General features: G+C 72.2%; 19 protein-coding genes, 1 tRNA gene and 1 rRNA gene. 12 read left to right on the forward strand and 9 right to left on the reverse strand.

All coding sequences use genetic code 11. The features are described from left to right. Nucleotides 1-50: 50 nt before the first annotated feature. Nucleotides 51-166 (forward strand): 5S ribosomal RNA (gene rrf / locus A5481_RS00410). 42 nt (nt 167-208) lie between these two features. Beyond that, nucleotides 209-285, forward strand: a tRNA-Met gene (locus tag A5481_RS00415). A gap of 47 nt (nt 286-332) precedes the next feature. Here A5481_RS00415 and A5481_RS00420 read toward each other — a convergent pair. The 3 genes from A5481_RS00420 to A5481_RS00430 all read right to left on the reverse strand — a co-directional run bounded on the left by A5481_RS00420 (nt 333) and on the right by A5481_RS00430 (nt 2,528). Then, a complete protein-coding gene (locus A5481_RS00420) occupies nt 333-563 on the reverse strand; it encodes a tautomerase family protein (RefSeq protein WP_048434951.1) in 231 nt (76 codons plus the stop codon). A gap of 10 nt (nt 564-573) precedes the next feature. After that, nucleotides 574-972: a (R)-mandelonitrile lyase gene (locus A5481_RS00425; protein ID WP_048434950.1), complete on the reverse strand. Its 399-nt coding sequence runs from the start codon at nt 970-972 to the stop codon at nt 574-576. An 83-nt stretch (nt 973-1,055) separates the two neighbouring features. Beyond that, nucleotides 1,056-2,528: an amino acid permease gene (locus tag A5481_RS00430; RefSeq protein WP_048434949.1), complete on the reverse strand. Its 1,473-nt coding sequence runs from the start codon at nt 2,526-2,528 to the stop codon at nt 1,056-1,058. 200 nt (nt 2,529-2,728) lie between these two features. On the opposite strand from A5481_RS00430, the gene A5481_RS00435 reads away from it, so the two are divergent. Next, nucleotides 2,729-3,019 carry a ribbon-helix-helix domain-containing protein gene (locus A5481_RS00435; RefSeq protein WP_048434948.1) on the forward strand — a complete coding sequence of 97 codons (291 nt, stop codon included), beginning with the start codon at nt 2,729-2,731 and terminating at the stop codon, nt 3,017-3,019. Nucleotide 3,020: 1 nt separating this feature from the next. Here A5481_RS00435 and A5481_RS00440 read toward each other — a convergent pair whose 3' ends face one another. Continuing rightward, entirely contained in the window at nt 3,021-4,658 is a 1,638-nt protein-coding gene (locus A5481_RS00440) for a GMC family oxidoreductase (RefSeq protein WP_048434947.1), read from the reverse strand. Nucleotides 4,659-4,761: 103 nt separating this feature from the next. Here A5481_RS00440 and A5481_RS00445 point away from each other — a divergent pair, with 103 nt between their 5' ends. The 4 genes from A5481_RS00445 (at nt 4,762) to A5481_RS00460 (ending at nt 9,796) form a co-directional block, all read left to right on the forward strand. Further along, on the forward strand, nt 4,762-6,336 hold the full coding sequence (locus A5481_RS00445) for a tannase/feruloyl esterase family alpha/beta hydrolase (protein WP_082173208.1): 1,575 nt from the start codon (nt 4,762-4,764) through the stop codon (nt 6,334-6,336). Between the two features lie 166 nt (nt 6,337-6,502). Next, nucleotides 6,503-6,742 (forward strand): hypothetical protein, encoded by a 240-nt coding sequence (locus A5481_RS00450; protein WP_048434946.1) that lies wholly within the window; start codon nt 6,503-6,505, stop codon nt 6,740-6,742. A 109-nt stretch (nt 6,743-6,851) separates the two neighbouring features. Beyond that, nucleotides 6,852-8,573, forward strand: coding sequence for a sensor domain-containing diguanylate cyclase (locus tag A5481_RS00455; RefSeq protein WP_048434945.1), 1,722 nt, complete (start codon nt 6,852-6,854; stop codon nt 8,571-8,573). Between the two features lie 446 nt (nt 8,574-9,019). Then, nucleotides 9,020-9,796, forward strand: coding sequence for an SDR family oxidoreductase (locus A5481_RS00460; RefSeq protein ID WP_048434944.1), 777 nt, complete (start codon nt 9,020-9,022; stop codon nt 9,794-9,796). Between the two features lie 98 nt (nt 9,797-9,894). On the opposite strand, the gene A5481_RS00465 is transcribed toward A5481_RS00460, so the two are convergent. Continuing rightward, entirely contained in the window at nt 9,895-10,131 is a 237-nt protein-coding gene (locus A5481_RS00465; protein ID WP_048434943.1) for a hypothetical protein, read from the reverse strand. A gap of 235 nt (nt 10,132-10,366) precedes the next feature. Here A5481_RS00465 and A5481_RS00470 point away from each other — a divergent pair, with 235 nt between their 5' ends. The 3 genes from A5481_RS00470 to A5481_RS00480 all read left to right on the forward strand — a co-directional run bounded on the left by A5481_RS00470 (nt 10,367) and on the right by A5481_RS00480 (nt 13,184). Further along, nucleotides 10,367-11,284, forward strand: coding sequence for a 50S ribosomal protein L11 methyltransferase (locus A5481_RS00470; protein WP_048434942.1), 918 nt, complete (start codon nt 10,367-10,369; stop codon nt 11,282-11,284). A gap of 162 nt (nt 11,285-11,446) precedes the next feature. Further along, nucleotides 11,447-12,619, forward strand: coding sequence for a zinc-dependent alcohol dehydrogenase (locus A5481_RS00475; protein WP_048434941.1), 1,173 nt, complete (start codon nt 11,447-11,449; stop codon nt 12,617-12,619). A 22-nt stretch (nt 12,620-12,641) separates the two neighbouring features. Continuing rightward, nucleotides 12,642-13,184 carry a hypothetical protein gene (locus A5481_RS00480; protein ID WP_048434940.1) on the forward strand — a complete coding sequence of 181 codons (543 nt, stop codon included), beginning with the start codon at nt 12,642-12,644 and terminating at the stop codon, nt 13,182-13,184. A gap of 254 nt (nt 13,185-13,438) precedes the next feature. Here the strand turns inward: A5481_RS00480 and A5481_RS33185 are convergent, their stop codons facing one another. Beyond that, nucleotides 13,439-13,600 (reverse strand): hypothetical protein, encoded by a 162-nt coding sequence (locus A5481_RS33185; RefSeq protein WP_156311909.1) that lies wholly within the window; start codon nt 13,598-13,600, stop codon nt 13,439-13,441. 518 nt (nt 13,601-14,118) lie between these two features. Here A5481_RS33185 and A5481_RS35815 point away from each other — a divergent pair. Then, entirely contained in the window at nt 14,119-14,967 is an 849-nt protein-coding gene (locus A5481_RS35815; RefSeq protein WP_156655603.1) for a GNAT family N-acetyltransferase, read from the forward strand. Nucleotides 14,968-15,004: 37 nt separating this feature from the next. On the opposite strand, the gene A5481_RS00490 is transcribed toward A5481_RS35815, so the two are convergent. Beyond that, on the reverse strand, nt 15,005-16,627 hold the full coding sequence (locus tag A5481_RS00490; RefSeq protein ID WP_082984879.1) for a hybrid sensor histidine kinase/response regulator: 1,623 nt from the start codon (nt 16,625-16,627) through the stop codon (nt 15,005-15,007). Between the two features lie 374 nt (nt 16,628-17,001). Here A5481_RS00490 and A5481_RS00495 point away from each other — a divergent pair, with 374 nt between their 5' ends. Continuing rightward, nucleotides 17,002-17,529 (forward strand): peroxiredoxin, encoded by a 528-nt coding sequence (locus A5481_RS00495; RefSeq protein ID WP_048434939.1) that lies wholly within the window; start codon nt 17,002-17,004, stop codon nt 17,527-17,529. Here A5481_RS00495 and lpxB read toward each other — a convergent pair. After that, nucleotides 17,516-18,697: a lipid-A-disaccharide synthase gene (lpxB, locus tag A5481_RS00500; RefSeq protein ID WP_048434938.1), complete on the reverse strand. Its 1,182-nt coding sequence runs from the start codon at nt 18,695-18,697 to the stop codon at nt 17,516-17,518. The genes A5481_RS00495 and lpxB overlap by 14 nt on opposite strands. After that, complete coding sequence (locus A5481_RS00505; protein WP_048434937.1) at nt 18,694-19,593, reverse strand: LpxI family protein; 900 nt, start codon at nt 19,591-19,593, stop codon at nt 18,694-18,696. The genes lpxB and A5481_RS00505 overlap by 4 nt, the downstream gene beginning before the upstream one ends. Nucleotides 19,594-19,605 lie beyond the last annotated feature (12 nt).

Here is a 19,605-nt window from a genome sequence, read left to right on the forward strand (position 1 = left end):
CACAACCACACACGATGACGAATGCTTGCCGGACGAACGTGCTTGGCCGGTCTGGTGGTCTGAGCGGGGTGATCAGAACTCGATCCCATCTCGAACTCGGCCGTTAACCGCCCCAGCGCCTATGGTACTGTGTCTCAAGACACGGGAGAGTCGGTCACCGCCAGACCTGCCAAGCACGTCACCTTCCCTCATCGCGACAACACCCTGGCGCGGGGTGGAGCAGCCCGGTAGCTCGTCAGGCTCATAACCTGAAGGTCACAGGTTCAAATCCTGTCCCCGCAACCAACCACACGAAAACCCCCGCCGGGCGCGCCCGGCGGGGGTTTTCGCGCTTACGCCGGTGCGTAGCCGGGCTTCTTGAAGATCGTCTCGGCCTTGGCGGCGATGTCGGGTTCGTAGACGGTCGACGTCCAGGCGCTCGGCTCGACATCCTCGATCCCGACCGAGATCGAGCCTTCCGAGGATCCCGCGGCACTCATCAGGGCCTTGGTGACCTCGTCGGCGATGCGCTGCTTCTGCTCGTCGCTGCGGCCGGCATAGAGCTTGACGATGACGTGCGGCATGGCGGGTCCTTTATCGCGCGCCGTATTCGGCGTCGGTCACGGGTTCGAGCCAGGTCACGGCGCTGCCGTCCTGCTTCTCCTGGATGGCGATGTGGCTCATGCCGGTGGCGGCGCTCGCGCCGTGCCAGTGCCGCACCCCGGGCGGGAACCACACCACGTCGCCGGGGCGGATCTCCTCGATCGCACCGCCCTCTTCCTGAGCCCAGCCGAGACCGGCGGTGACGATCAGGGTCTGGCCGAGGGGGTGGGTGTGCCAGGCCGTCCGCGCGCCCGGCTCGAAGGTGACGTGGGCGCCGGCGACGCGGGCCGGGTCCGGCGGGCTCATCAGCGGGTCGATCCGCACGCGGCCGGTGAAGTACTCGGCGGAGCCCGTCTGCGACGGACGGGATCCGCTCCGGTGAATCTCCATGACATGACCTCCTGGCGCGTGCCGCGCGGGATCGGACTGCCTTAACCCAGTCCCGGGCCGCGTCGCCAGGGGGAGGGGAGTGGTCAGCGCGCCGCCTCGCGGCCGACGCGGCTGTGGCGCCGGCCGTAGCCGAAATAGATCGCGAGCCCGATCGCCAGCCAGACCACCAGCCGCAGCCAGGTCTCGCCGTCGAGGGAGAGCATCATCGCGAGGCAGACCAGGATGCCGGCCGCCGGCACGAACGGCACCAGCGGCGCGCGGTAGCCGCGCGGCTCGTCCGGGTGGGTGCGCCGCATGATGACGACGCCGGCGCAGACGATGATGAAGGCGAGCAGCGTGCCGATGCTGGTCATGTGGCCGAGCGTGCTGATCGGCGTGAGCCCGCCGAGGAGCGCCGCGAACACCATGAAGAACAGGTTCGAGCGGTACGGCGTGCGCCAGGTCGGGTGGACCGCGGCGAAGAATTTCGGCAGCAGCCGGTCGTTCGCCATGGCGTAGAATACCCGCGACTGGCCGTAGAGCAGCACCAGCATCACGGTGGTGAAGCCGGCGATGACCCCGAGCGTCACCAGGCTCTGGAGCCAGGGGAACGGCGTCTGCTTGATGGCGGTGGCGACAGGCGCCGCATCGCCCTTCATCTGGGCGTAGGGGACGAGGCCGGTCAGCACCGCCGCGAAGGCGATGTAGAGCACGGTGCAGATCGCGAGCGAGCCGAGGATGCCGACCATCATCGTGCGCTGCGGGTTCTTGACCTCCTGCGCCGCCGTCGAGACCGCGTCGAAGCCGATATAGGCGAAGAACACCACGCCGGCGGCCCGCATGATGCCGCTCCAGCCGTACTCGCCGAAGGTGCCGGTGTTCTCGGGGATGAACGGCACGTAGTTCTGCGCCTTGACGTAGAACAGGCCGACGCCGACGACGGCGAGCACCACCGCGACCTTCACGACCACGATCACGCCGTTGACCCGGGTCGATTCGCGCACGCCCCGCATCAGCAGCAGCGAGATCAGGCACAGGATCAGCACCGCCGGCAGGTTGACGAGACCGTGGACGCTCGAGCCGTCGGCGAGCTGCACCGTCTCGAACGGCGAGTGGAGCAGGCGCGGCGGCAGGGTGATGCCCCAGTCCTGCAGCAGCGTCGCGACGTATTTCGACCAGCTCACCGACACCGTGGCGGCGCCGACCGCGTATTCGAGCACCAGGTCCCAGCCGATGATCCAGGCGACGAACTCGCCCATCGTGGCGTAGGCATAGGTGTAGGCGCTGCCCGAGACCGGGATCATGCTGGCGAGCTCGCTGTAGCACATGCCGGCGAGCGCGCAGCCGATCGCCGCGATGGCGAAGGAGATCACCACCGCGGGGCCGGCATTCTCCGCCGCGGCGATACCGGTCAGCGAGAACAGGCCGGCGCCGATGATCGCCCCAATGCCGAGCCCGACCAGGCTCCACGGGCCCATCGTCCGCTCGAGGCCGTGACCACCGCCTTCGGCGTCCTGCCGCAGGCGGTCGATCGGTTTCGTCCGCATCAGCCCCTCGGACAATGTCTCCTGCGCCATCGCGTCCTCCCGGATCTTCGGGATTAAACGCAGCGTCACCGCCAAGGCTGCACGGACGATGCGCGTTTGTCGCGGATACGCACCGTGGTCGTGCGGGGAAAATACTGCACCGCGATCGTCTCGCCCGCGACGCATCGGCCGCTTGCCGATCGGCGCCGGACTTCAATATTCTTCGCGCAACAGCCAGGGAGGAGCCCCCAATGTGCCGGATTTTCGCCGAGCAGACGCCGGAGCGCTATGCCTACGAGACGCGCTCGCTGCGGATCGGCGGGCACTGCACCTCCCTGCGCCTCGAGACCGCGTTCTGGGGCATCCTGGAGGAGATCGCCCGCCAGGAGGGATTGAGCGTGGCGAAGTTCGCCACCAAGCTGCATGACGAGGTGTTGGAGCGCCACGGCGAGGTGCGCAACTTCGCCTCGCTCCTGCGCTGTTCCTGCCTGATCTACCTGTCGCAGGGCCAGCGGGCGCCGGTGCTGATGGCCGCGGAGTAGCTCACCGCGCGTCCTCCAGGATCATCGCGGCGCCCTTCTCGGCGAGCATGATCGTCGGCGAGTTGGTGTTGCCCGAGGTGATGCGCGGCATCGCCGAGGCGTCGGCGACCCTCAAGCCCCGGATCCCGCGCACCCGCAGGCGCGCGTCGAGCACCGCGCCGGCATCGTGGTCGGCCCCCATCCGGGCGGTGCCGACGGGATGGAAGATCGTGGTGCCGAGGTCGCCGGCGGCCTTGAGCAGCTCGGCATCGCTCGCGATGCCCGGCCCCGGCAGGTGCTCCTCGGGCCGGTAGCGGGCGAGCGGCGCCTGGGCGACGATGCGGCGGGTCAGCTTCAGCGAATCCACCGCCACCCGGCGGTCCTCCTCGGTCGAGAGGTAGTTCGGGCGGATCTCCGGGGGCGCGAGCGGGTCGGGGCTCGCGGCGTGCACGCTGCCGCGGCTCGACGGGCGCAGGTTGCAGACGCTCGCCGTGAAGGCCCCGAACGGGTGCAGGCCCTCGCCCCACTTGTCGAGCGAGAGCGGCTGGAAGTGGTATTCGAGGTTGGCGGTGGCGTAATCGGGCGAGGAGCGGGTGAACACCCCGACCTGGCTCGGCGCCATGGTGAGCGGTCCGGTGCGGAACAGCGCGTATTCGACGCCCATCCAGCCGCGCTTGACGAGGTTGGCGTAGGTCAGGTTGAGGGTCGGTACGCCGGTCACCTTGTAGACCGGGCGGATCTGCAGGTGGTCCTGGAGGTTCTCGCCCACACCCGGCGCGTGGTGCGCGACGTCGATCCCGAGGTCCCGGAGCCGCGCCCCGTCGCCGATGCCGGAGAGTTCCAGGAGCTTCGGCGTCGCGACGGCGCCGGCCGACAGCACGACCTCGCCGGTCGCCCGGGCGAGGAAGCGCTGCCCGCCGCGCGCGAACACCACGCCGGCGGCGCGGCCGTCCTCGATCAGCACCCGCTCGACGTGGATCCCGGTCTCGAGCCGCAGGTTCGGGCGGGCCAGCGCGGGTTTCAGGAAGCCGCGGGCCGCGCTCCAGCGCCGGCCCCTGCGCTGGTTGACCTGGAAATAGGACGAGCCCTCGTTGTCGCCGGTGTTGAAGTCCGGGATCTTCGGGATCCCGGCGGCCTCCGCCGCGTCGCGGATCGCGTCGAGGATCGCCCAGCGGATCCGCGGCGGCTCGACGCGCCACTCGCCGCCGGAGCGGTGGAAGCCGTTGGGCGGCGCGATGTGGTCCTCGTGCCTGAGGAAATGTGGCAGCACGTCGTCCCAGCCCCAGCCCTCGAGGCCGAGCTGGCGCCAGCCGTCGTAATCGGCGGCCTGGCCGCGCATGTAGATCATCGCGTTGATGGCCGACGAGCCGCCGATGACCTTGCCGCGCGGATAGGCGAGCTGGCGCCCGTTCAGGCCGGCTTCGGCCTGCGTGGTGAACAGCCAGTCGGCCCGCTTGTTGCCGATGGCGAAGAGGTAGCCGGCCGGGATGTGGAACCAGATCCAGTTGTCGCGCCCGCCCGCCTCCAGCACCAGGACCCGCCGGCGGTGATCGGCCGAGAGCCGGTTGGCCAGCACGCAGCCCGCCGAACCCGCCCCGACCACGATGTAGTCGTAGGTGCCGAAATCCTCGAACCCGTCGCCGGCCGTGGTGCCTGCCATCGCGCGTCCCGCCCTGATCTCTCGTTCCGGCGGGTTTAGCGCATTCCGCTGGCGACGGCGCAAGGGGTTGCGGCTAAGCTCCTCGAAAAGCCGGGAGGGGACGATGCGACGGAGAGTGGGGATCGCGGTCGGCATGGCCGCCGGCCTGTTGGCGGCACCGGCGCTCGCTGGCGAGTGCGGGGCGCTCGCCAACCTCAGGATCGAGGCGGTGAACCTCCACTCCGCCGCGGAAGTGCCGGCCGCGGGCGACCTGCCGGCCTATTGCCGGGTGCTCGGCACGGTGCGGCCGGCGATCAGCTTCGAGGTGCGCCTGCCGCTGCAGAACTGGAACGGCAAGTATTACGGCACCGGCTGCGGCGGGTTCTGCGGCGGCCTGAATTCCGACGCGCCCGGCTTCACCAACGCGATGAATTACGGCCTGCGCCGGGGCTACGCCGCCTCGACGATGGATTCGGGCCATTGGGGCACCGGCTCGGTCGACGGGCGCTGGGCCGCCGGCGATCTCGTCGCCCGGATGGACTGGGGCCAGCGCGCGGTGACCGAGACCGCCCGGGTCAGCAAGGTGCTGGTGCGCGCCTTCTACGACCGGCCGCAACAGAAATCCTACTTCGCCGGCTGCTCCACCGGCGGCCGCATGGCGGCGATGGAGGCGCTGAAATACCCGAAGGACTTCGACGGGATCGTCAGCGGGGCGCCGGCCCTCGACTATACCGGCCTCGTCGCCACCACCTTCGCCTGGGTCACGAAGGCGAATACCGGCGCCGACGGCAAGCCGATCCTGACGACGCCCCGGGTCAAGCTGGTGGCGGACGCGGTGGCTGCGGCCTGCGGAACCAAGGAGAGCGCGGGTCTCGTCGCCGATCCGCGGCAATGCGGCTTCACGCCGTCGTCGCTCCGCTGCACCGGCGTCACCTCGGACACGTGCCTGAGCGAGGCCGAACTCGGGGTGGTGGAGAAGTGGTATGCCGGTCCGACGGACGGCGCCGGCCGCCAGCTCTATCCGGGCGGCATCCCGCTCGGCTCGGAGGCGCATTGGCCGCGCTGGCTCACCGGGCTCGGCAACGCGCCGGCGATCCTGCCGCTCTTCTCCGCCGACTTCCTGCGCTACATGGCGTTCTGGCCCTCGCCCGGGCCGGCCTACCGCGTGACGGATTTCGATTTCGCCGCCGATCCGGCCCGGATGGCGGCGCAGGCGCAGGTCTACAACGCCGCCACCTACGACCCGGCGGCCGGGACGGTGCGGCCTGCGGCCGATCTCGCGCCCTTTCGCGATGCCGGCGGCAAGCTCCTGATCTACCACGGCTGGGCCGACCCGCTGGTGACGCCGTTCATGAGCGTCGCGTTCTACGAGGCGCTGGCCAAGGGGATGGCCCCCAAGGGGATGGCCCCCAAGGGTGCGGCGGCCGGCGGCCTCGACGCGCTCAGGGACACCGCGCGCCTGTTCATGGTGCCGGGCATGGACCATTGCGGCATCGGCACCGAGGGGCCGGGCATCGCCGATACCGGCATCGATCCGCTGACCGCGCTCGAGCGCTGGGTCGAGGCCGGCGAGGCGCCGCGCGAGCTCGTGGCGACGAAGCGCGATGCCGGAGGGGCGGTCCTGTGGTCGCGGCCGGTCTGCGCCTACCCGCAGGTCGCGCGCGCCGAGGGGGGCGGCCTTACCTGCGCGGCGCCGTGAGGCGAGCGGCCGCGGCCGCCCCCGGCCGGCGGCACCGACCGGCCCCTGGCCGGTCGGCCTAGGGCGACCGTCTCGGCACAGCGGTCGAATTCCTTCCCGTTCGCATCATGTTAGGATTTGTGCGTGGCTGCTGTCATGGCATCTGTGCCGCAGGAGAGTGGCAGGCATGACCGACGACGCGCGACCCAGGGTTCTCTCGATCACCAGCATCACCGCCGTCAGCACCATCGACGGCGGCGACACCCTGGCGGCCGAGGTGAGCGGGCCGGATGGCGGCACGGTCTTCCTGCTGATCCCCCTCGGCACCGCCGGCGCCCTCATCACCCACCTCACCGACGCCGCCGAGCGCGGGGCGCGGGAGCGCCGCCTCCACAGCCAGGGCCGCCGCCCGGCCGCCGAGGATTAGGAAACTTTCCTCAAGGAGACGGTGCGATCGGTCGAATGCGAGCGATCGCCTGAACCGATCGTTACGGGAGAGGCGGGAGAACGGCCCTTCGTTCGCGCGGAGGGGCGTCGTGGCGTTCAGGAATCGGCTTCGGTTCGAGCACCAGCTCGCCGCGCTGGTCGGCCTGCTCTGCCTCGCCCTGGTGGGGGCGACGGTGGGCGGCGCCGTGTGGCTCGAACGCCGGAGCGCCCTCCGGCTGGCCGAGGCGCGCCTCGCCCGCCTCGCCGGCGGCATGGCCGAGAGCCTCGACACCACCCTGCGCGAGCGCTTCCGCGAGATCCAGGTCGTCGCCGGCCTCGACCCCCTGCGCGAGCGCTGGGGGGCCGACGCGACGACGATCCGCGGCGTCCTCACGGCCATGCGCACCACGGCGCCGGACTATGCCTGGCTCGGCTTCGTCGCGCCGGACGGGCGGGTGCGGGTCGGCACGCAGGGCATGCTCGAGGGCCTGGCGATGAGCGGGCGGGCCTGGTTCGAGACCGGGCTGACGAGGCCCAATGTCGGCGACGTGCACGAGGCGGCGCTGCTGAACGGCCTCCTCGTGCGGTCCGAGCCCGAGCCGCTGCGCCTCGTCGACCTCGCGGTGCCGGTGCGCGATGCCGGCGGCCGCGTCATCGGGGTGCTCGGCGGCCACCTGAGCTGGGACTGGGCCATCCGGGCGCGCCGCCGCCTCCTCGACGAGGGCCGGCCCGGCACCGACCTGTGGGTGCTCGACCGGCAGGGCCGCGTGATCCTGGGGCCGCATCTCGGCACCACGCCGTTCGGGCCGGCGCGCATCGGCGCCATGGTCGAGCAGGGGCGCGGCCGCTTCGCCGCGGTGATCGGGGACGAGACGGTGCTGGCCGGCTTCGCCTCGGCGGCGACGGGCGAGGGCAGCGGGATCGCGGCCGGCGATCCCGGCCTCGGCTGGATCGTCGTGGCGGCCCTTCCGGAGGCGCAGGCCCTGGCGCCGGTGCAGCGCTCGGTCCAGGCGCTGCTCGGCCTCGGCGCCGGGATCGCGCTCGTCGGCGTCGCCCTCGCCTGGGGGCTCGGCCGCCGCGCCGCGGCGCCGCTGCGGCGGATGACGGCGGCCGCGGACCGGTTCGGCCGCGAGGCCGACGCCACGACGCTGCCGCGCCTCGACGGGGCACGGGAATTCGTCGCGCTCTCGGCGGCCCTGCGCTCGCTGCTGCGCCGGATCGGCGCCGCGGAGCGCGAGCTCAGCGACGCCGCCCTCCGCTCGACCCGGGCCGCGGCGTTCTACCGGCGCCAGATCGAGGACCTGCGCCAGGTCGCCGGCACCGACGTGCTCACCGGGCTGCGCAACCGCCGCGGCTTCGCGGCCCCCGCCGAGGACGCCTTCGCGCAGGCGCGCGGCGGCCGCTGCCGGGTCGCGGTGCTCGTCGTCGACATCGACCACTTCAAGCGCGTCAACGACCAGCACGGGCACGATGCCGGCGACGCGGTGATCCGCCATGTCGGCGCCCTGCTGGCGGACGCCGTGCGCGAGGCCGATACCGTCGCGCGCTTCGGCGGCGAGGAATTCGTGGTGCTGCTCGTCGGCCTCGGCGCGAGCGAGGCGGTGCAGATCGCCGAGCGCCTCTGCGCCGCCGCGCGGGCGGCGGAGATCGCCCCGGCGGGCAGCGCCATCCCGGTCACCGTCAGCATAGGCGTCGCGACCGTCGCGCGGTGCGATCCCGACATCCAGGCGGCGATCGCCCGCGCCGACGCGGCGCTCTACGAGGCCAAGGCGTGCGGGCGCGACCGGGTCAGCGTTGCGGCCGGGACCGGGGCGGTCGAGCGGGCGGCGTGAGCGGGTCGGACGCGCCGGCCCCGCACCGTCCGCGGGTCCCGCCGTCACGATGGCAGGAACCGAAGGCGCTACGCTCCGTTTATGATCTTACAGAGTATTCATGGAGTTATGGAGGCATCGATGATGAAAGGTGGGTTGCTGTGGTTGATCGGCATACCGATTCCGATCATCCTGATCCTGTTATTCCTGGGTTACCTGCACTGATGGGGGCGATGCGCAGCTTTGCGCGACTGGCCCATGCGTGAGCGTGCGGCGGCTTCCACGCGGCATCCGGCTGCGTGGGGGCCGCTTTGATTCGGATTGTCGTCCTATCCCGAACGAATCGCCTTCTTCCCCCTCGACGACCTTCCCGGCGGGCTTGCGCCCCGCCGCCCTGCCTTGGCAGACAGGCATGACGGCCGCGCGGCGGAAGGTCGGCGGCCGGCAAGAACGGGGAGGAGACGACCATGACCGAGACCCTGGCCGGAAAGGTCGCCTGGGTGACGGGCGCGGGCAGCGGCATCGGCGAGGCGGCGGCCCTGGCCCTCGCCGGGGCGGGGGCCCGCGTGGTGCTCACCGGGCGCCGGGAGGAGCCGCTGCGCACGCTGGCCGGTCGCATCGCGGCCTCCGGCGGCGAGGCCGCGGTCGCGCCCGGCGACGTCACCGATGCCGGCCGCATCCAGGGCATCGTCGCGGAGATCGCCGCGCGCTTCGGCCGGCTCGACGTGCTGGTGAGCAATGCCGGCAGCAACGTGCGCGAGCGGCGCTGGGACGCCCTGTCGCCGGAGGGCGCGCAAGGGGTGATCGAGGCCAACCTGTCGAGCGCCTTCTACGCCTCGCTGGCGGTGCTGCCGCTGATGCGGGCGCAGGGCGACGGCGTGCTGATCCACACCGCGTCGTGGGCCGGGCGGTACGTCAGCCCGGTGAGCGGCCCGGCCTATACCGCGGCCAAGCACGCCGTGGTGGCGATGAGCCACAGCATCAACATGGAGGAGTGCGTCAACGGGATCCGCTCGACGGTCCTGTGCCCGGCCGAGGTGGCGACGCCGATCCTCGACAAGCGCCCGGTGCCGGTGAGCGCCGAGGACCGCGCCCGCATGCTCCAGCCCGACGACATGGCGGCGCTGATCCTGTTCGTGGCGACGCGCCCGAAGCACGTCTGCCTCAACGAGGTGGTGATCAGCCCGGCGTGGAATCGCGGCTACGTGCCGGATGCCCGCCTGGGATCGCGGCTGGGTGCGTGACGTCCGGAAGGCGCGGAACGCGAGGGGCGATCCCGGTGATCGGGTGCCCCGGATGATCGGCCGGCGACCATCCGGGGCACGGGTGAGGCCCGGTCGGTTCAGGCGCCCTGCGGTTCCGCGGCGGCGTCGGCCTCGGCCTTCAGCCGCAGCTCGCTCCGGTGGAGCCGGCTGAGCAGCATGAGCATGCGGCCCGGCAGGGCCGTATCCTCGGCGGTGAGCGGCGCCGCGCGGCGCCAAGTCGTGGCATCCCTGAGCGCGGGGAGTTCCCGCACGGGAGTCAGAGCGGGGGCGGCGGACTCGTCCGGCCGAACCTGCTCGCGAACTCGGGTACGCATCGTTCGATCCTTCAACGGCCGGCTTCTGGCGACCGGCGCCGCTATGAACGCCGACCCGGTGCGCCGGTTCCCCGACGACATGCGGTGCTGTCCCGGCGCCGGAGCCACCGTGTCGCCGGTGCCACACCGTCGGGCGGGGCCGGCGCGGGCCGCGGAGCGCGCCGCGCCGCGAGAGATGCCGCGTCGGCGTGACGGGGCGGTGACGGCGGGCGGCGCGGATGCTATGGCGCCAGGCATGCTCGAAGGCCTGCCGCCCCATCGCCCGACCCACGTGCTGCGTCTCGATACCAACGAGCGCGCGGCCCGCGCCATGACGGACCTCATCGGCGAGGTCTTCGACCCGACCGAGACGGCGGTCGCCGCCTTCGAGGCCGAGGACGGCCGGACCTGGCACCTCGAAGCCTACTTCTCGCAGGAGCCCGACGAGGAGGTGGTGCGCGAGCTGATCCGCCCGATCGTCGGCGACGCGGCCGACGAGGCGGTCTTCGCGGCGATCGACCAGCAGGACTGGGTGCGCGCCTCGCTCGAGGGCCTCAAGCCCGTCCGGGCCGGCCGCATCCTGGTCCACGGCTCGCACGACCGCGAGCGGGTGCAGCCGAACGACCTGCCGATCGAGATCGAGGCGGCCCTCGCCTTCGGTACCGGGCACCACGGCACCACGCTCGGCTGCCTCCGGGCCCTCGTCGACGAGGTGAAGCGGCGCCGGCCGCAGCGCGTCCTCGACGTCGGCACCGGCACCGGCATCCTCGGCCTCGCCGCCGCGCGGCTGCTGCACACGAAGGTCATCGCCGGCGACCTCGACCCGGAGGCGGTCGCGACCGCCCGCACCAACGCCGCCTTCAACGGGCTCGCCAACCTGATGGCGTTCTACGAGGCGCCGGGCCTGCGCCATCCGCTCGCCCGCGTCGCCCGCGGCTACGACCTCGTCTTCGCCAACATCCTGGCCCGGCCGCTGATGCGGCTCGCCCCCAGCCTCGCCCGCGCGGTGGCGACGGACGGCACCCTCGTCCTCTCCGGCCTGATCCCCCGCGACGTGCCGGGCGTGCTCTCGGCCTACGCCGCGCAAGGCTTCCGCCTGCGCCGCCGCCGGCTGATCGAGGGCTGGGCGACCCTGGAGCTGCGCCGCGGCGGCGCGGCGCCCCGCCCGCGCTGAGGGCATCGGGCGTCAAGGAACAGGCCCAACGCTGATCGGTTGTCCCGGCATCGCCGCCTACCGGTGGGGAGTATATGCATCCCTGCCGGCGGCCGGCCCGTGCGCGCGAGAAGGCCAATCCCGGTCCGTCCGCGGCACGAAGAGCCCGGAGACGGATCAGCGATGAAAGCCCTCGTCTGGCACGGCACGGCGGATATCCGCTGCGACACGGTTCCCGATCCGACGATCGAGGACGGGCGCGACGCGATCATCAAGGTGACCTCCTGCGCCATCTGCGGCTCCGACCTGCACCTCTACGACCACTTCATGCCGGGCATGAAGTCGGGCGACATCATGGGCCACGAGACCATGGGCGAGGTGGTCGAGGTCGGACGCGACAACAAGGCGTTGAAGGTCGGCGACCGGATCGTGGTGCCGTTCACCATCATCTGCGGCCAGTGCGAGCAGTGCCGGCGCGGCAACTTCTCGGTCTGCGAGCGCACCAACCGCAACGCCAAGCTTGCCGAGACCGCCTTCGGCCACACCACCGCGGGCCTGTTCGGCTACACCCACCTCACCGGCGGCTATGCCGGCGGCCAGGCCGAGTACCTGCGGGTGCCGTATGCCGATGCCACCCACATCAAGGTGCCCAACGGCATCCCGGACGAGAAGCTGCTCTTCCTCTCCGACATCTTCCCGACCGGCTGGCAGGCGGCGGTGCAGTGCGACATCCAGCCGGAGGACACGGTGGCGATCTGGGGCTGCGGCCCCGTCGGCCAGATGGCGATCCGCTCGGCGATCCTGCTCGGCGCCAGGCGCGTCATCGCCATCGACCGGGTGCCCGAGCGCCTGACCATGGCCCGGGCCGGCGGCGCCGAGACGATCGACCTCGACGCGGAATCGAACGTCGTGGCCAAGCTCAACGACATGACCGACGGCAAGGGGCCGGAGAAGTGCATCGACTCGGTCGGGATGGAGGCGCACGCCACCACCTCGCTCGACGCGATCTACGACCGCGCCAAGCAGGCGGTGATGCTGGAGAGCGACCGGCCGCACGTGCTGCGCCAGATGATCATGGCCTGCCGCCCGGCCGGCGTCCTGTCGATCCCCGGCGTCTATGGCGGGCTGATCGACAAGGTGCCGTTCGGCGCGGCGATGAACAAGGGCCTGACCTTCCGGATGGGCCAGACCCACGTCAACCGCTGGTCCGACGACCTGCTGCGGCGGATCGAGGAGGGGCAGATCGACCCGTCCTTCGTCATCACCCACACGGTGGGGCTGGAGCAGGGGCCGGAGATGTACCGCACGTTCCGCGACAAGCAGGACGGCTGCATCAAGGTGATGATCCGGCCGTGAGGGGGGAGCCAGGAATCCAGTCATGACCAGAACCGTGAATCCCCGCTCCCGCTCCGCGCACGATGCCCTCGCCCGCGGCCTCGGCTGGTTCTCGATCGGGCTCGGCCTCGCCGAGATCCTGGCGCCGCGCGCCCTCTGCCGCGCGCTCGGGCTCGAGGGCCGCGAGGCCCTGGTCCAGGCCTACGGCGCCCGCGAGGTCGCCACCGGCGCGGCGATCCTGATGAGCCACGACCCGACGCCGTGGATCTGGGGACGGGTCGCGGGCGACGCCCTCGACCTCGCCACCCTGGCGACCGGCTTCGAGGGCGACAACCCCCGCGCCGGCAGCCTCGCGCTCGCCACCGCCGCGGTGGCGGGCGTGACGCTGGCCGACATCGTCTGCGTCCAGGGCCTCACGGCCGACAAGCGCCTGCCGCCGCCGGGGCGGTACGAGTACCATCACCGCAGCGGCTTCCCGGGCGGCCTCGCGGCCGCCCACGGCGCCGCCCGCGATTTCGCGGTGCCGCGCGACTTCCGCATCCCGGACGCCTTGCGCCCCTGGCGCGACGGGCGTCCGGCGGCCTGAGGACGTCGGGAGCCTTCGGGGCTCGCGACGTCGTCCCGGGGCTCGTCGAGGACGAGGACCCGGGATCATGACCGCCGGCCTTGGAGAACGAGGCGGTGCCCGCCCCGCCCCGCTTCGTCCTGGATCGTCAGCGGTCATCGATCCCGGGCTCCGCTTGCGCGGCCCCGGGACGATGTCGAGGGGTTCGGCATCGTCGAGGCCAAAGAAAAGGGCCGCCTCGCGGCGGCCCTCTCGTCCCGGCTCGCGCCCGGATCCTACTCCTTGTCGCCGCGATGGATGCCCTTGTCGCGGTTCTCCTTCAGCCGGCCGTCATCCGAATGCTGCACGGTGCCCTGGTTCGGCGTCTCGGGATTCTTGTGATTGTGGCGGGTATGATCAGTATTGGTCGATTGAGACTGCTGCTTCTTGTCCGCCATTCTCGTATCTCCCGTGATCTGCGGTACGCCGCGGTGAGTGATCTGATAACATATGATCGGAAGGTGGGTTCCTGGGCGAACCGCACGACTGAGCGGCGTAGGGCGCGACATTCCGTCGAGGCCCGAGCGACGTCGCATGGGATTGAAAAAGGTCTGTCGGCGACCATCGCGTCGATCATGCAGCTCGAGGCCGGTGCGGTCGTCCGGGCTCCAGGGATGGTGGATCCGAAGGCTCGGCGCGTATCCGTTGCCGCCGTGGACAATCCGCTCTAGCTTCCCCGCATGAGCCCGACCCGCCCGACGATGACCGTCCGAGGCCGACGCCGCGTCCGACGCGGTCGGCGGGACGGGGGCGTGTAGCGCCTCGCCAGCTTGAGCGGCCCCCGCGCCGCTCGCTTGCACCCAGACCGGATCGCGTCCTCCCGAGCCTCGCGGCCGTGGGCGCGGCGGGGCGTCACCTGCCCCGTGCGGTTGGAGCCCGATCCCTCGGGGCCGGGGCGCAAGCAAGGCGAACGACCGTGACGAGCATCAACCCGCCGACCGTCTGGACCGTGCCGGAGGCGTTCCGCCCGATCTACACCCATGCCCGCGAGGCGCCGGCCGGCCGCACCCTGTTCGTCTCCGGCCAGTTCGGCGTCGCGCCGGACGGCCTGATGCGCGAGGACTTTTCCCGCCAGCTCGGGCAGGCGATGGACAACGTCGAGGCGCTGCTCGCTGCCTCCGGCCTGGGGCTGGCGCAGGTCGCCAAGGCGACGTTCTTCCTGACACGCCCCGCCGACCTTCCGGAACTCGGGCAGGTGCGCCGGGCGCGCTGGGCGTCCGACAGGCCCGCCGCCGTCACAGTGATCATCGTGGCGGGGCTGGCACGGCCGGATGCGCTGGTCGAGGTCGAGGTGACGGCGGTTGCGGCCGCATCGGATGTCGAGGCCGTCCGCCCCGCGACGAAGGCGGACGTCCCGGCGATCCGGGCCCTGGTGCGGGCAGCCTACGCGAAGTGGGTGCCGGTGATCGGCCGGGAGCCCGTACCGATGACGGCGGACTACGCACGGGCGGTGCGCCTTCACCGCTTCGACCTCATGGAGCGGGACGGCGCGCTCGCGGCGCTCGTCGAGACGATCCCGCGGGCCGATCATCTCTGGGTCGAGAACCTGGCCGTGTCCCCGGACCATCACGGCCGGGGACTCGGCCGGGCGATGCTGCGGCGGGCCGAGGCGGTCGCGCGCGAACTCGGTCACACCGCGATCAAGCTCGGAACGAACCAGGCATTCGCCGGCAACGTCGAGTTCTACCGGCGGGCCGGCTTCGTCATCGAGCGCGAGGAGCCGTTCCGGGGCGGGGTCGGGGTCTACTTCACCAAGGCGCTCTGAACGGAGGCGGGGCGACAGCCCGGGCCCGCCCCGCCCGCTACCCCACCCCCGTCGGCCCGTCGAGGGTCAGCCGCACCCGGCGGGCCAGCTCCATCCGGCGGTAGGGCTTGTTGAGGATCTCGAACTCGCTGCCGCCGGCATCGGTCCGCTCGATCGAGGCCTCGGCGTAGCCGGTGGTGAGCAGCACCTTGATCCGCGGCTGGCGCTCGCGGGCGGCGCGGGCGAGCAGCACGCCGTTCATGCCGCCGGGCATGATGAGGTCGGAGAACAGGAGGTCGACCTTGCCGCCGGTGTCGAGCATGTCCAGCGCCTCCCGGGGGCCGTGGGCGACGAGCACGGTGTAGCCGAAATCGTCCAGGATCACCCGGGCGGTCTCGGCGACGTCCGGGCGGTCGTCGACCACCAGGATCGTCTCGGTGCCGCTCCGGTCGACGGAGCGCGGGGCGGGACGGCGCTCGGCGACCACTGCCTGGTCGGTGGCGGGAAACAGCAGGCGCACGGTGGTGCCGTGCCCGATCTCGGAGGTGATCCGCACCGTGCCGCCCGATTGCCTGGCGAAGCCGTACACCATCGCGAGGCCGAGGCCCGTGCCGCGCCCCTCCTCCTTGGTGGTGAAGAACGGCTCCATCACCCGCGCCAGGATCTCCGGCGGCATGCCGAGGCCGGTATCCTGCATCTGCACCACCGCGTAAGCGCCCGGCCGCACCATCAGCAGCAGGGCCATCTCGTCGTCGATGGTCACGTTCTCGGTCCGGATCGTCACCGTGCCGCCGCCCGGCATCGCGTCGCGGGCGTTGAGGAGCACGTTGAGCAGGGCCACCTCGGCCTGGGTCGGGTCGATGCGGCAGTTCCACAATTCGGGCGCGAGGTCCGTCTCGACGACGATGTGGTCGCCGAGCGTGCGCCCGGTGATCTCGTTCATGCCGCGCACGAGGGTGTTGAGGTTGAGCGCCCGACCGTCGAGGCGCTGCTTGCGGGCGAAGGCGAGGAGCTGGTGGGTCAGCCGCGCCGCCCGGTCGGTCGCGGCGCGGATCGCCTGGCCGGCGCCCAGCAGCCGGGTCGCGTCGATCCGCGGATGCTCGGCGAGCGCCAGCACCACGTCGGTGTAGCCGCTGATGACCTGGAGCAGGTTGTTGAAGTCGTGCGCGATGCCGCCGGTGAGCTGGCCCAGCGCCTCCATCTTCTGGGCCTGGTGCAGGGCCTGCTCGGCGTCGCGCCGTCGCGACACGTCGAGCTGCGAGCCGAAGAAATAGACCAGGGCGCCCTTCTTGTCGTAGACCGGGGAGACGAACAGCGCGTTCCAGAAGGTCGAGCCGTCCTTGCGGTAGTTCAGGATCTCGGTCGCGATCTCCTTGCGCTCGGCGATGGCGCGACGTACCTCCGACACCGTCTCGCGGTCGGTCTCGGGACCCTGCAGGAAGCGGCAATTGGTGCCGACCAGCTCCTCCGGCGTGTAGCCGGTCATGCGCAGGAAGGCCTGGTTGGCGAAGACGATCGGGTTGTCCGGCTGGTGCGGATCGGTGACGATCATCGGCATCCGCGTCGTCTCGACCGCGGCGAAGAAGATGTCCGAATGGGTGTCGGTGACGTCGACCGGCCCGCGCGCGGTGACGGCCGGCCCGAGGCCGCCGAGATCCGGCTTCTCCGATATGTCCACCATCCGAAAGCCCCCGTGCCGCTGGCTGAACCACACGGCAACGCGGTCCGGCTCTCTTCCGGCCAGGAGATAGGCACGAGGAAAAAATATCAATCTGGGCGAATAGATGGTGTGCGATTTTTTAGTTGCGCGACTATGCCGCGTTGTTGTCGCGGAACGATCCGGGTGCGGCCGGGGCACGCGGAGCGGCCCCCGGACGATTACGGGAGATCGGTCCCGATGCGGTCCCGGCCGGGCGGCGTTGCTTCGTCGGCGCCACGCCGCGGGCCGGCGCCGCCGCACCGTCTGCCGACCGGCCCCGGTGATTTTCCCCGTGGCGGCCGCCCTGCCCGGAAGGTAGGTTCGTGGCGCCCGTTTCGCTCGCCCGCGAGGTTTCCATGCAGCCCGCCACCGTTCCGGACGTGACCTTCCACACCCGCGTCAGGAACGACGCCCTCGCTGGACCCAACCCGTTCGAGTGGAAGGACCTCACCTCGGCGGAGGTGTTCGGCGGCCGCAACATCGTGCTGTTCGCGCTCCCCGGCGCCTTCACGCCGGCCTGCTCCGACGACCACCTGCCGGGCTACGAGCAGCATGCCGACGACTTCGCCGCCCTCGGCATCGATCAGGTGATCTGCCTGTCGGTCAACGACGCCTTCGTGATGTTCCAGTGGGCCCGCTCCAAGAGCATCGAGCGGGTGTTCATGCTGCCCGACGGCAATGCCGACTTCACGCGCCAGATGGGCATGCTGGTCAGGCGCGGCCGGCAGGGAATGGGGATGCGCAGCTGGCGCTATTCCATGCATGTCGTGGACGGCACGATCGCCAAGATGTTCATCGAGCCCGGCTTTCGCGACGACCCGCCCGGGGTCGGCCTCGCGGTCTCGGATGCCGGGACGATGCTCGCCTATCTCAAGGCGCGGTGACGGCGCGCCGTCCGGCCGCGGCCAGCACGATCCGGGCGGCGCTGCGGCTCGGATCGTCGCCGTCGGGCAGCCGCATCGTCGCGTCGAGGCGGGCGAGCGCCGCCTCCTGCGCCGCCCGGGCCGGCCCGTCGGGCAGGAGGGGCCCGAGCGCCGCGGCGAGCCGCTCCGGGGTGCACTCGGCCTGGATCAGCTCGGGGATGGCGTTCTCGCCGAGGATCAGGTTCGGCAGCACGATCGTCGGCACCTGGATCAGGCGGCGCACGATCACCTCCTCGATCTTCGGCACCTGGTAGGCCACCGCCATCGGCACGCCGGAAAGCGCCAGTTCGAGCGTCACGGTGCCCGACGCCGCGAGCGCGGCGCGCGCGCGCCGGAAGGTCGCGAGCTTGTCCGCCTCGCCGTCGACCAGGCGTGCGGGCACCGTCCAGGCGGCGGCGAGACGCGCGACCAGGGCGCGGTGGCGGGCGACCGCCGGCAGCTCGACCGTGAAGGCGTGGCCCTGCGCCCGCAGGGCGGCGAGGGTGGCGCCGAAGATCGGCATCAGGCGCTCGATCTCGGTGCGGCGCGAGCCCGGCAGCACCGCGAGCACCGGTTCGGGGGCCTGGCGCGCCGCGATCTCGGCCGGGCCGGGGCGCAATTCGCCCAGGCGCTCGATCAGCGGGTGGCCGACATAGGTGCAGGCCGGCCCGCCGAGGCGGCGATGGGCGTCGGGCTCGAACGGCAGCAGGGCGAGCACGTGGTCGATGTAGCCGCGCATGGTCTTCGCCCGCCACGGCCGCCAGGCCCAGACGCTCGGGCTGACGTAATCGACCACGGCGAGGTCCGGCAGCTGCCGGCGCACCCGGCTCGCCACCGCGTGGGTGAAGCCCGGGCTGTCGATGATGACGAGCACGTCGGGCCGGGCCGCCACGCAGGCCCGCACGGTCTGGCGGATGCGCCGCATCAGGAGGCGGATGCGGGCGGCCACCGCGAGGTAGCCGATCACCGCCACGTCCTCGAGCGGGAACAGCGAAGCCATGCCCTCCGCCGCCATCGCGTCGCCGCCGACGCCGGAGAGGGCGAGCGGGCTGCCCGAGACGGCGCGCAGGGAGCGGATCAGCTTGGCGCCGAGCTGGTCGCCGGATTCCTCGCCCGCGACGAGCCAGATCGTGAGGGGACGCTCGCTCAACGAGGGGACTCCGGGTCGGGCGGCAACGAATCAGCAGGCAAGCCGAGGAGGAAGAGGCCGAGGCGATCGGCGAGGGCCACCGTCTCGGGCCGGTCGAGCACCAGGGTGTCGCCGGCCCCGACCGCGATGCCGAGGCAGCCGGCCTGCGCCGCCCGCTTCACCGTGCGCGGGCCGATCGCCGGCAGATCGACCCGCAGGTCCTGGCCGTCCTTCGCGCGCTTGACCAGCACCATCGCGGCGGGCGGGCGGCCGAGGCCGAGCGGGCGGCGGGCGAGCGCCCGGGCCCGGGCCAGCATCCGGTCGGTGCCCTCCGGCCCCTCGACCGCCAGCACCCGCCGGCTCGCCACCACGGCGGCTTGTCCCACGTCGTGCGGCGACAGGCCGGCGAGCAGCGCCCGGCCGGACGCGACCGAGGCCTCCGCCGCCTCGTCGGGGCTCACGCGCCCGAAGCGGCCGGCCGGCGCCATCAGGTCGGGGGCGAGGTCGCGCACGCCGAGCACCTGCAGGCCGTGCTCCTCCAGGAGCGCCAGCACGCCGCGCAGCAGGTGGTCGTCGCCGCCCGAGGCCAGCGAGCGCAGCGCCTCGCGGTTGCGGTAGGCGGCCATCGTGTTGAGGAGGGCGGCCGGGCTCGGCCGCGCCACGGCGCCGGCGAGCGTCACGCCGGCGGGCGCCCAGGCGCACAAGGTCTCGAGGGCGCCGCGCACGTCGAGGAGGTCGACCGTGGCATCGGCCCGCCGCCGCGTCGCCGGATCGGCGAAGCCGCGGATCGCCAGCACCCGGCAGGCGCGCCCGGCGCGATCGAGGGACGCGGCGATGAGGAGCGGCAGCCGGCCGGCCCCGGCGACGATCGCGACCGGGCCGGTACCGGTCTCGGCGCGCGCCGCCGCTTCGGCCATCACGCGGGCCCC

The organism is Methylobacterium platani, assembly GCF_001653715.1.
GTDB classification, from domain to species: domain Bacteria; phylum Pseudomonadota; class Alphaproteobacteria; order Rhizobiales; family Beijerinckiaceae; genus Methylobacterium; species Methylobacterium platani.

What these genes read in the sequence shown, in the direction of transcription:
- A5481_RS00420 (WP_048434951.1), bottom strand. Translation starts at nt 563, where the DNA reads ATGCCGCACGTCATCGTCAAGCTCTATGCCGGCCGCAGCGACGAGCAG.
- A5481_RS00425 (WP_048434950.1), bottom strand. Translation starts at nt 972, where the DNA reads ATGGAGATTCACCGGAGCGGATCCCGTCCGTCGCAGACGGGCTCCGCC.
- A5481_RS00430 (WP_048434949.1), bottom strand. Translation starts at nt 2,528, where the DNA reads ATGGCGCAGGAGACATTGTCCGAGGGGCTGATGCGGACGAAACCGATC.
- A5481_RS00435 (WP_048434948.1), top strand. Translation starts at nt 2,729, where the DNA reads ATGTGCCGGATTTTCGCCGAGCAGACGCCGGAGCGCTATGCCTACGAG.
- A5481_RS00440 (WP_048434947.1), bottom strand. Translation starts at nt 4,658, where the DNA reads ATGGCAGGCACCACGGCCGGCGACGGGTTCGAGGATTTCGGCACCTAC.
- A5481_RS00445 (WP_082173208.1), top strand. Translation starts at nt 4,762, where the DNA reads ATGCGACGGAGAGTGGGGATCGCGGTCGGCATGGCCGCCGGCCTGTTG.
- A5481_RS00450 (WP_048434946.1), top strand. Translation starts at nt 6,503, where the DNA reads ATGACCGACGACGCGCGACCCAGGGTTCTCTCGATCACCAGCATCACC.
- A5481_RS00460 (WP_048434944.1), top strand. Translation starts at nt 9,020, where the DNA reads ATGACCGAGACCCTGGCCGGAAAGGTCGCCTGGGTGACGGGCGCGGGC.
- A5481_RS00465 (WP_048434943.1), bottom strand. Translation starts at nt 10,131, where the DNA reads ATGCGTACCCGAGTTCGCGAGCAGGTTCGGCCGGACGAGTCCGCCGCC.
- A5481_RS00470 (WP_048434942.1), top strand. Translation starts at nt 10,367, where the DNA reads ATGCTCGAAGGCCTGCCGCCCCATCGCCCGACCCACGTGCTGCGTCTC.
- A5481_RS00475 (WP_048434941.1), top strand. Translation starts at nt 11,447, where the DNA reads ATGAAAGCCCTCGTCTGGCACGGCACGGCGGATATCCGCTGCGACACG.
- A5481_RS00480 (WP_048434940.1), top strand. Translation starts at nt 12,642, where the DNA reads ATGACCAGAACCGTGAATCCCCGCTCCCGCTCCGCGCACGATGCCCTC.
- A5481_RS33185 (WP_156311909.1), bottom strand. Translation starts at nt 13,600, where the DNA reads ATGGCGGACAAGAAGCAGCAGTCTCAATCGACCAATACTGATCATACC.
- A5481_RS00490 (WP_082984879.1), bottom strand. Translation starts at nt 16,627, where the DNA reads ATGGTGGACATATCGGAGAAGCCGGATCTCGGCGGCCTCGGGCCGGCC.
- A5481_RS00495 (WP_048434939.1), top strand. Translation starts at nt 17,002, where the DNA reads ATGCAGCCCGCCACCGTTCCGGACGTGACCTTCCACACCCGCGTCAGG.
- A5481_RS00505 (WP_048434937.1), bottom strand. Translation starts at nt 19,593, where the DNA reads ATGGCCGAAGCGGCGGCGCGCGCCGAGACCGGTACCGGCCCGGTCGCG.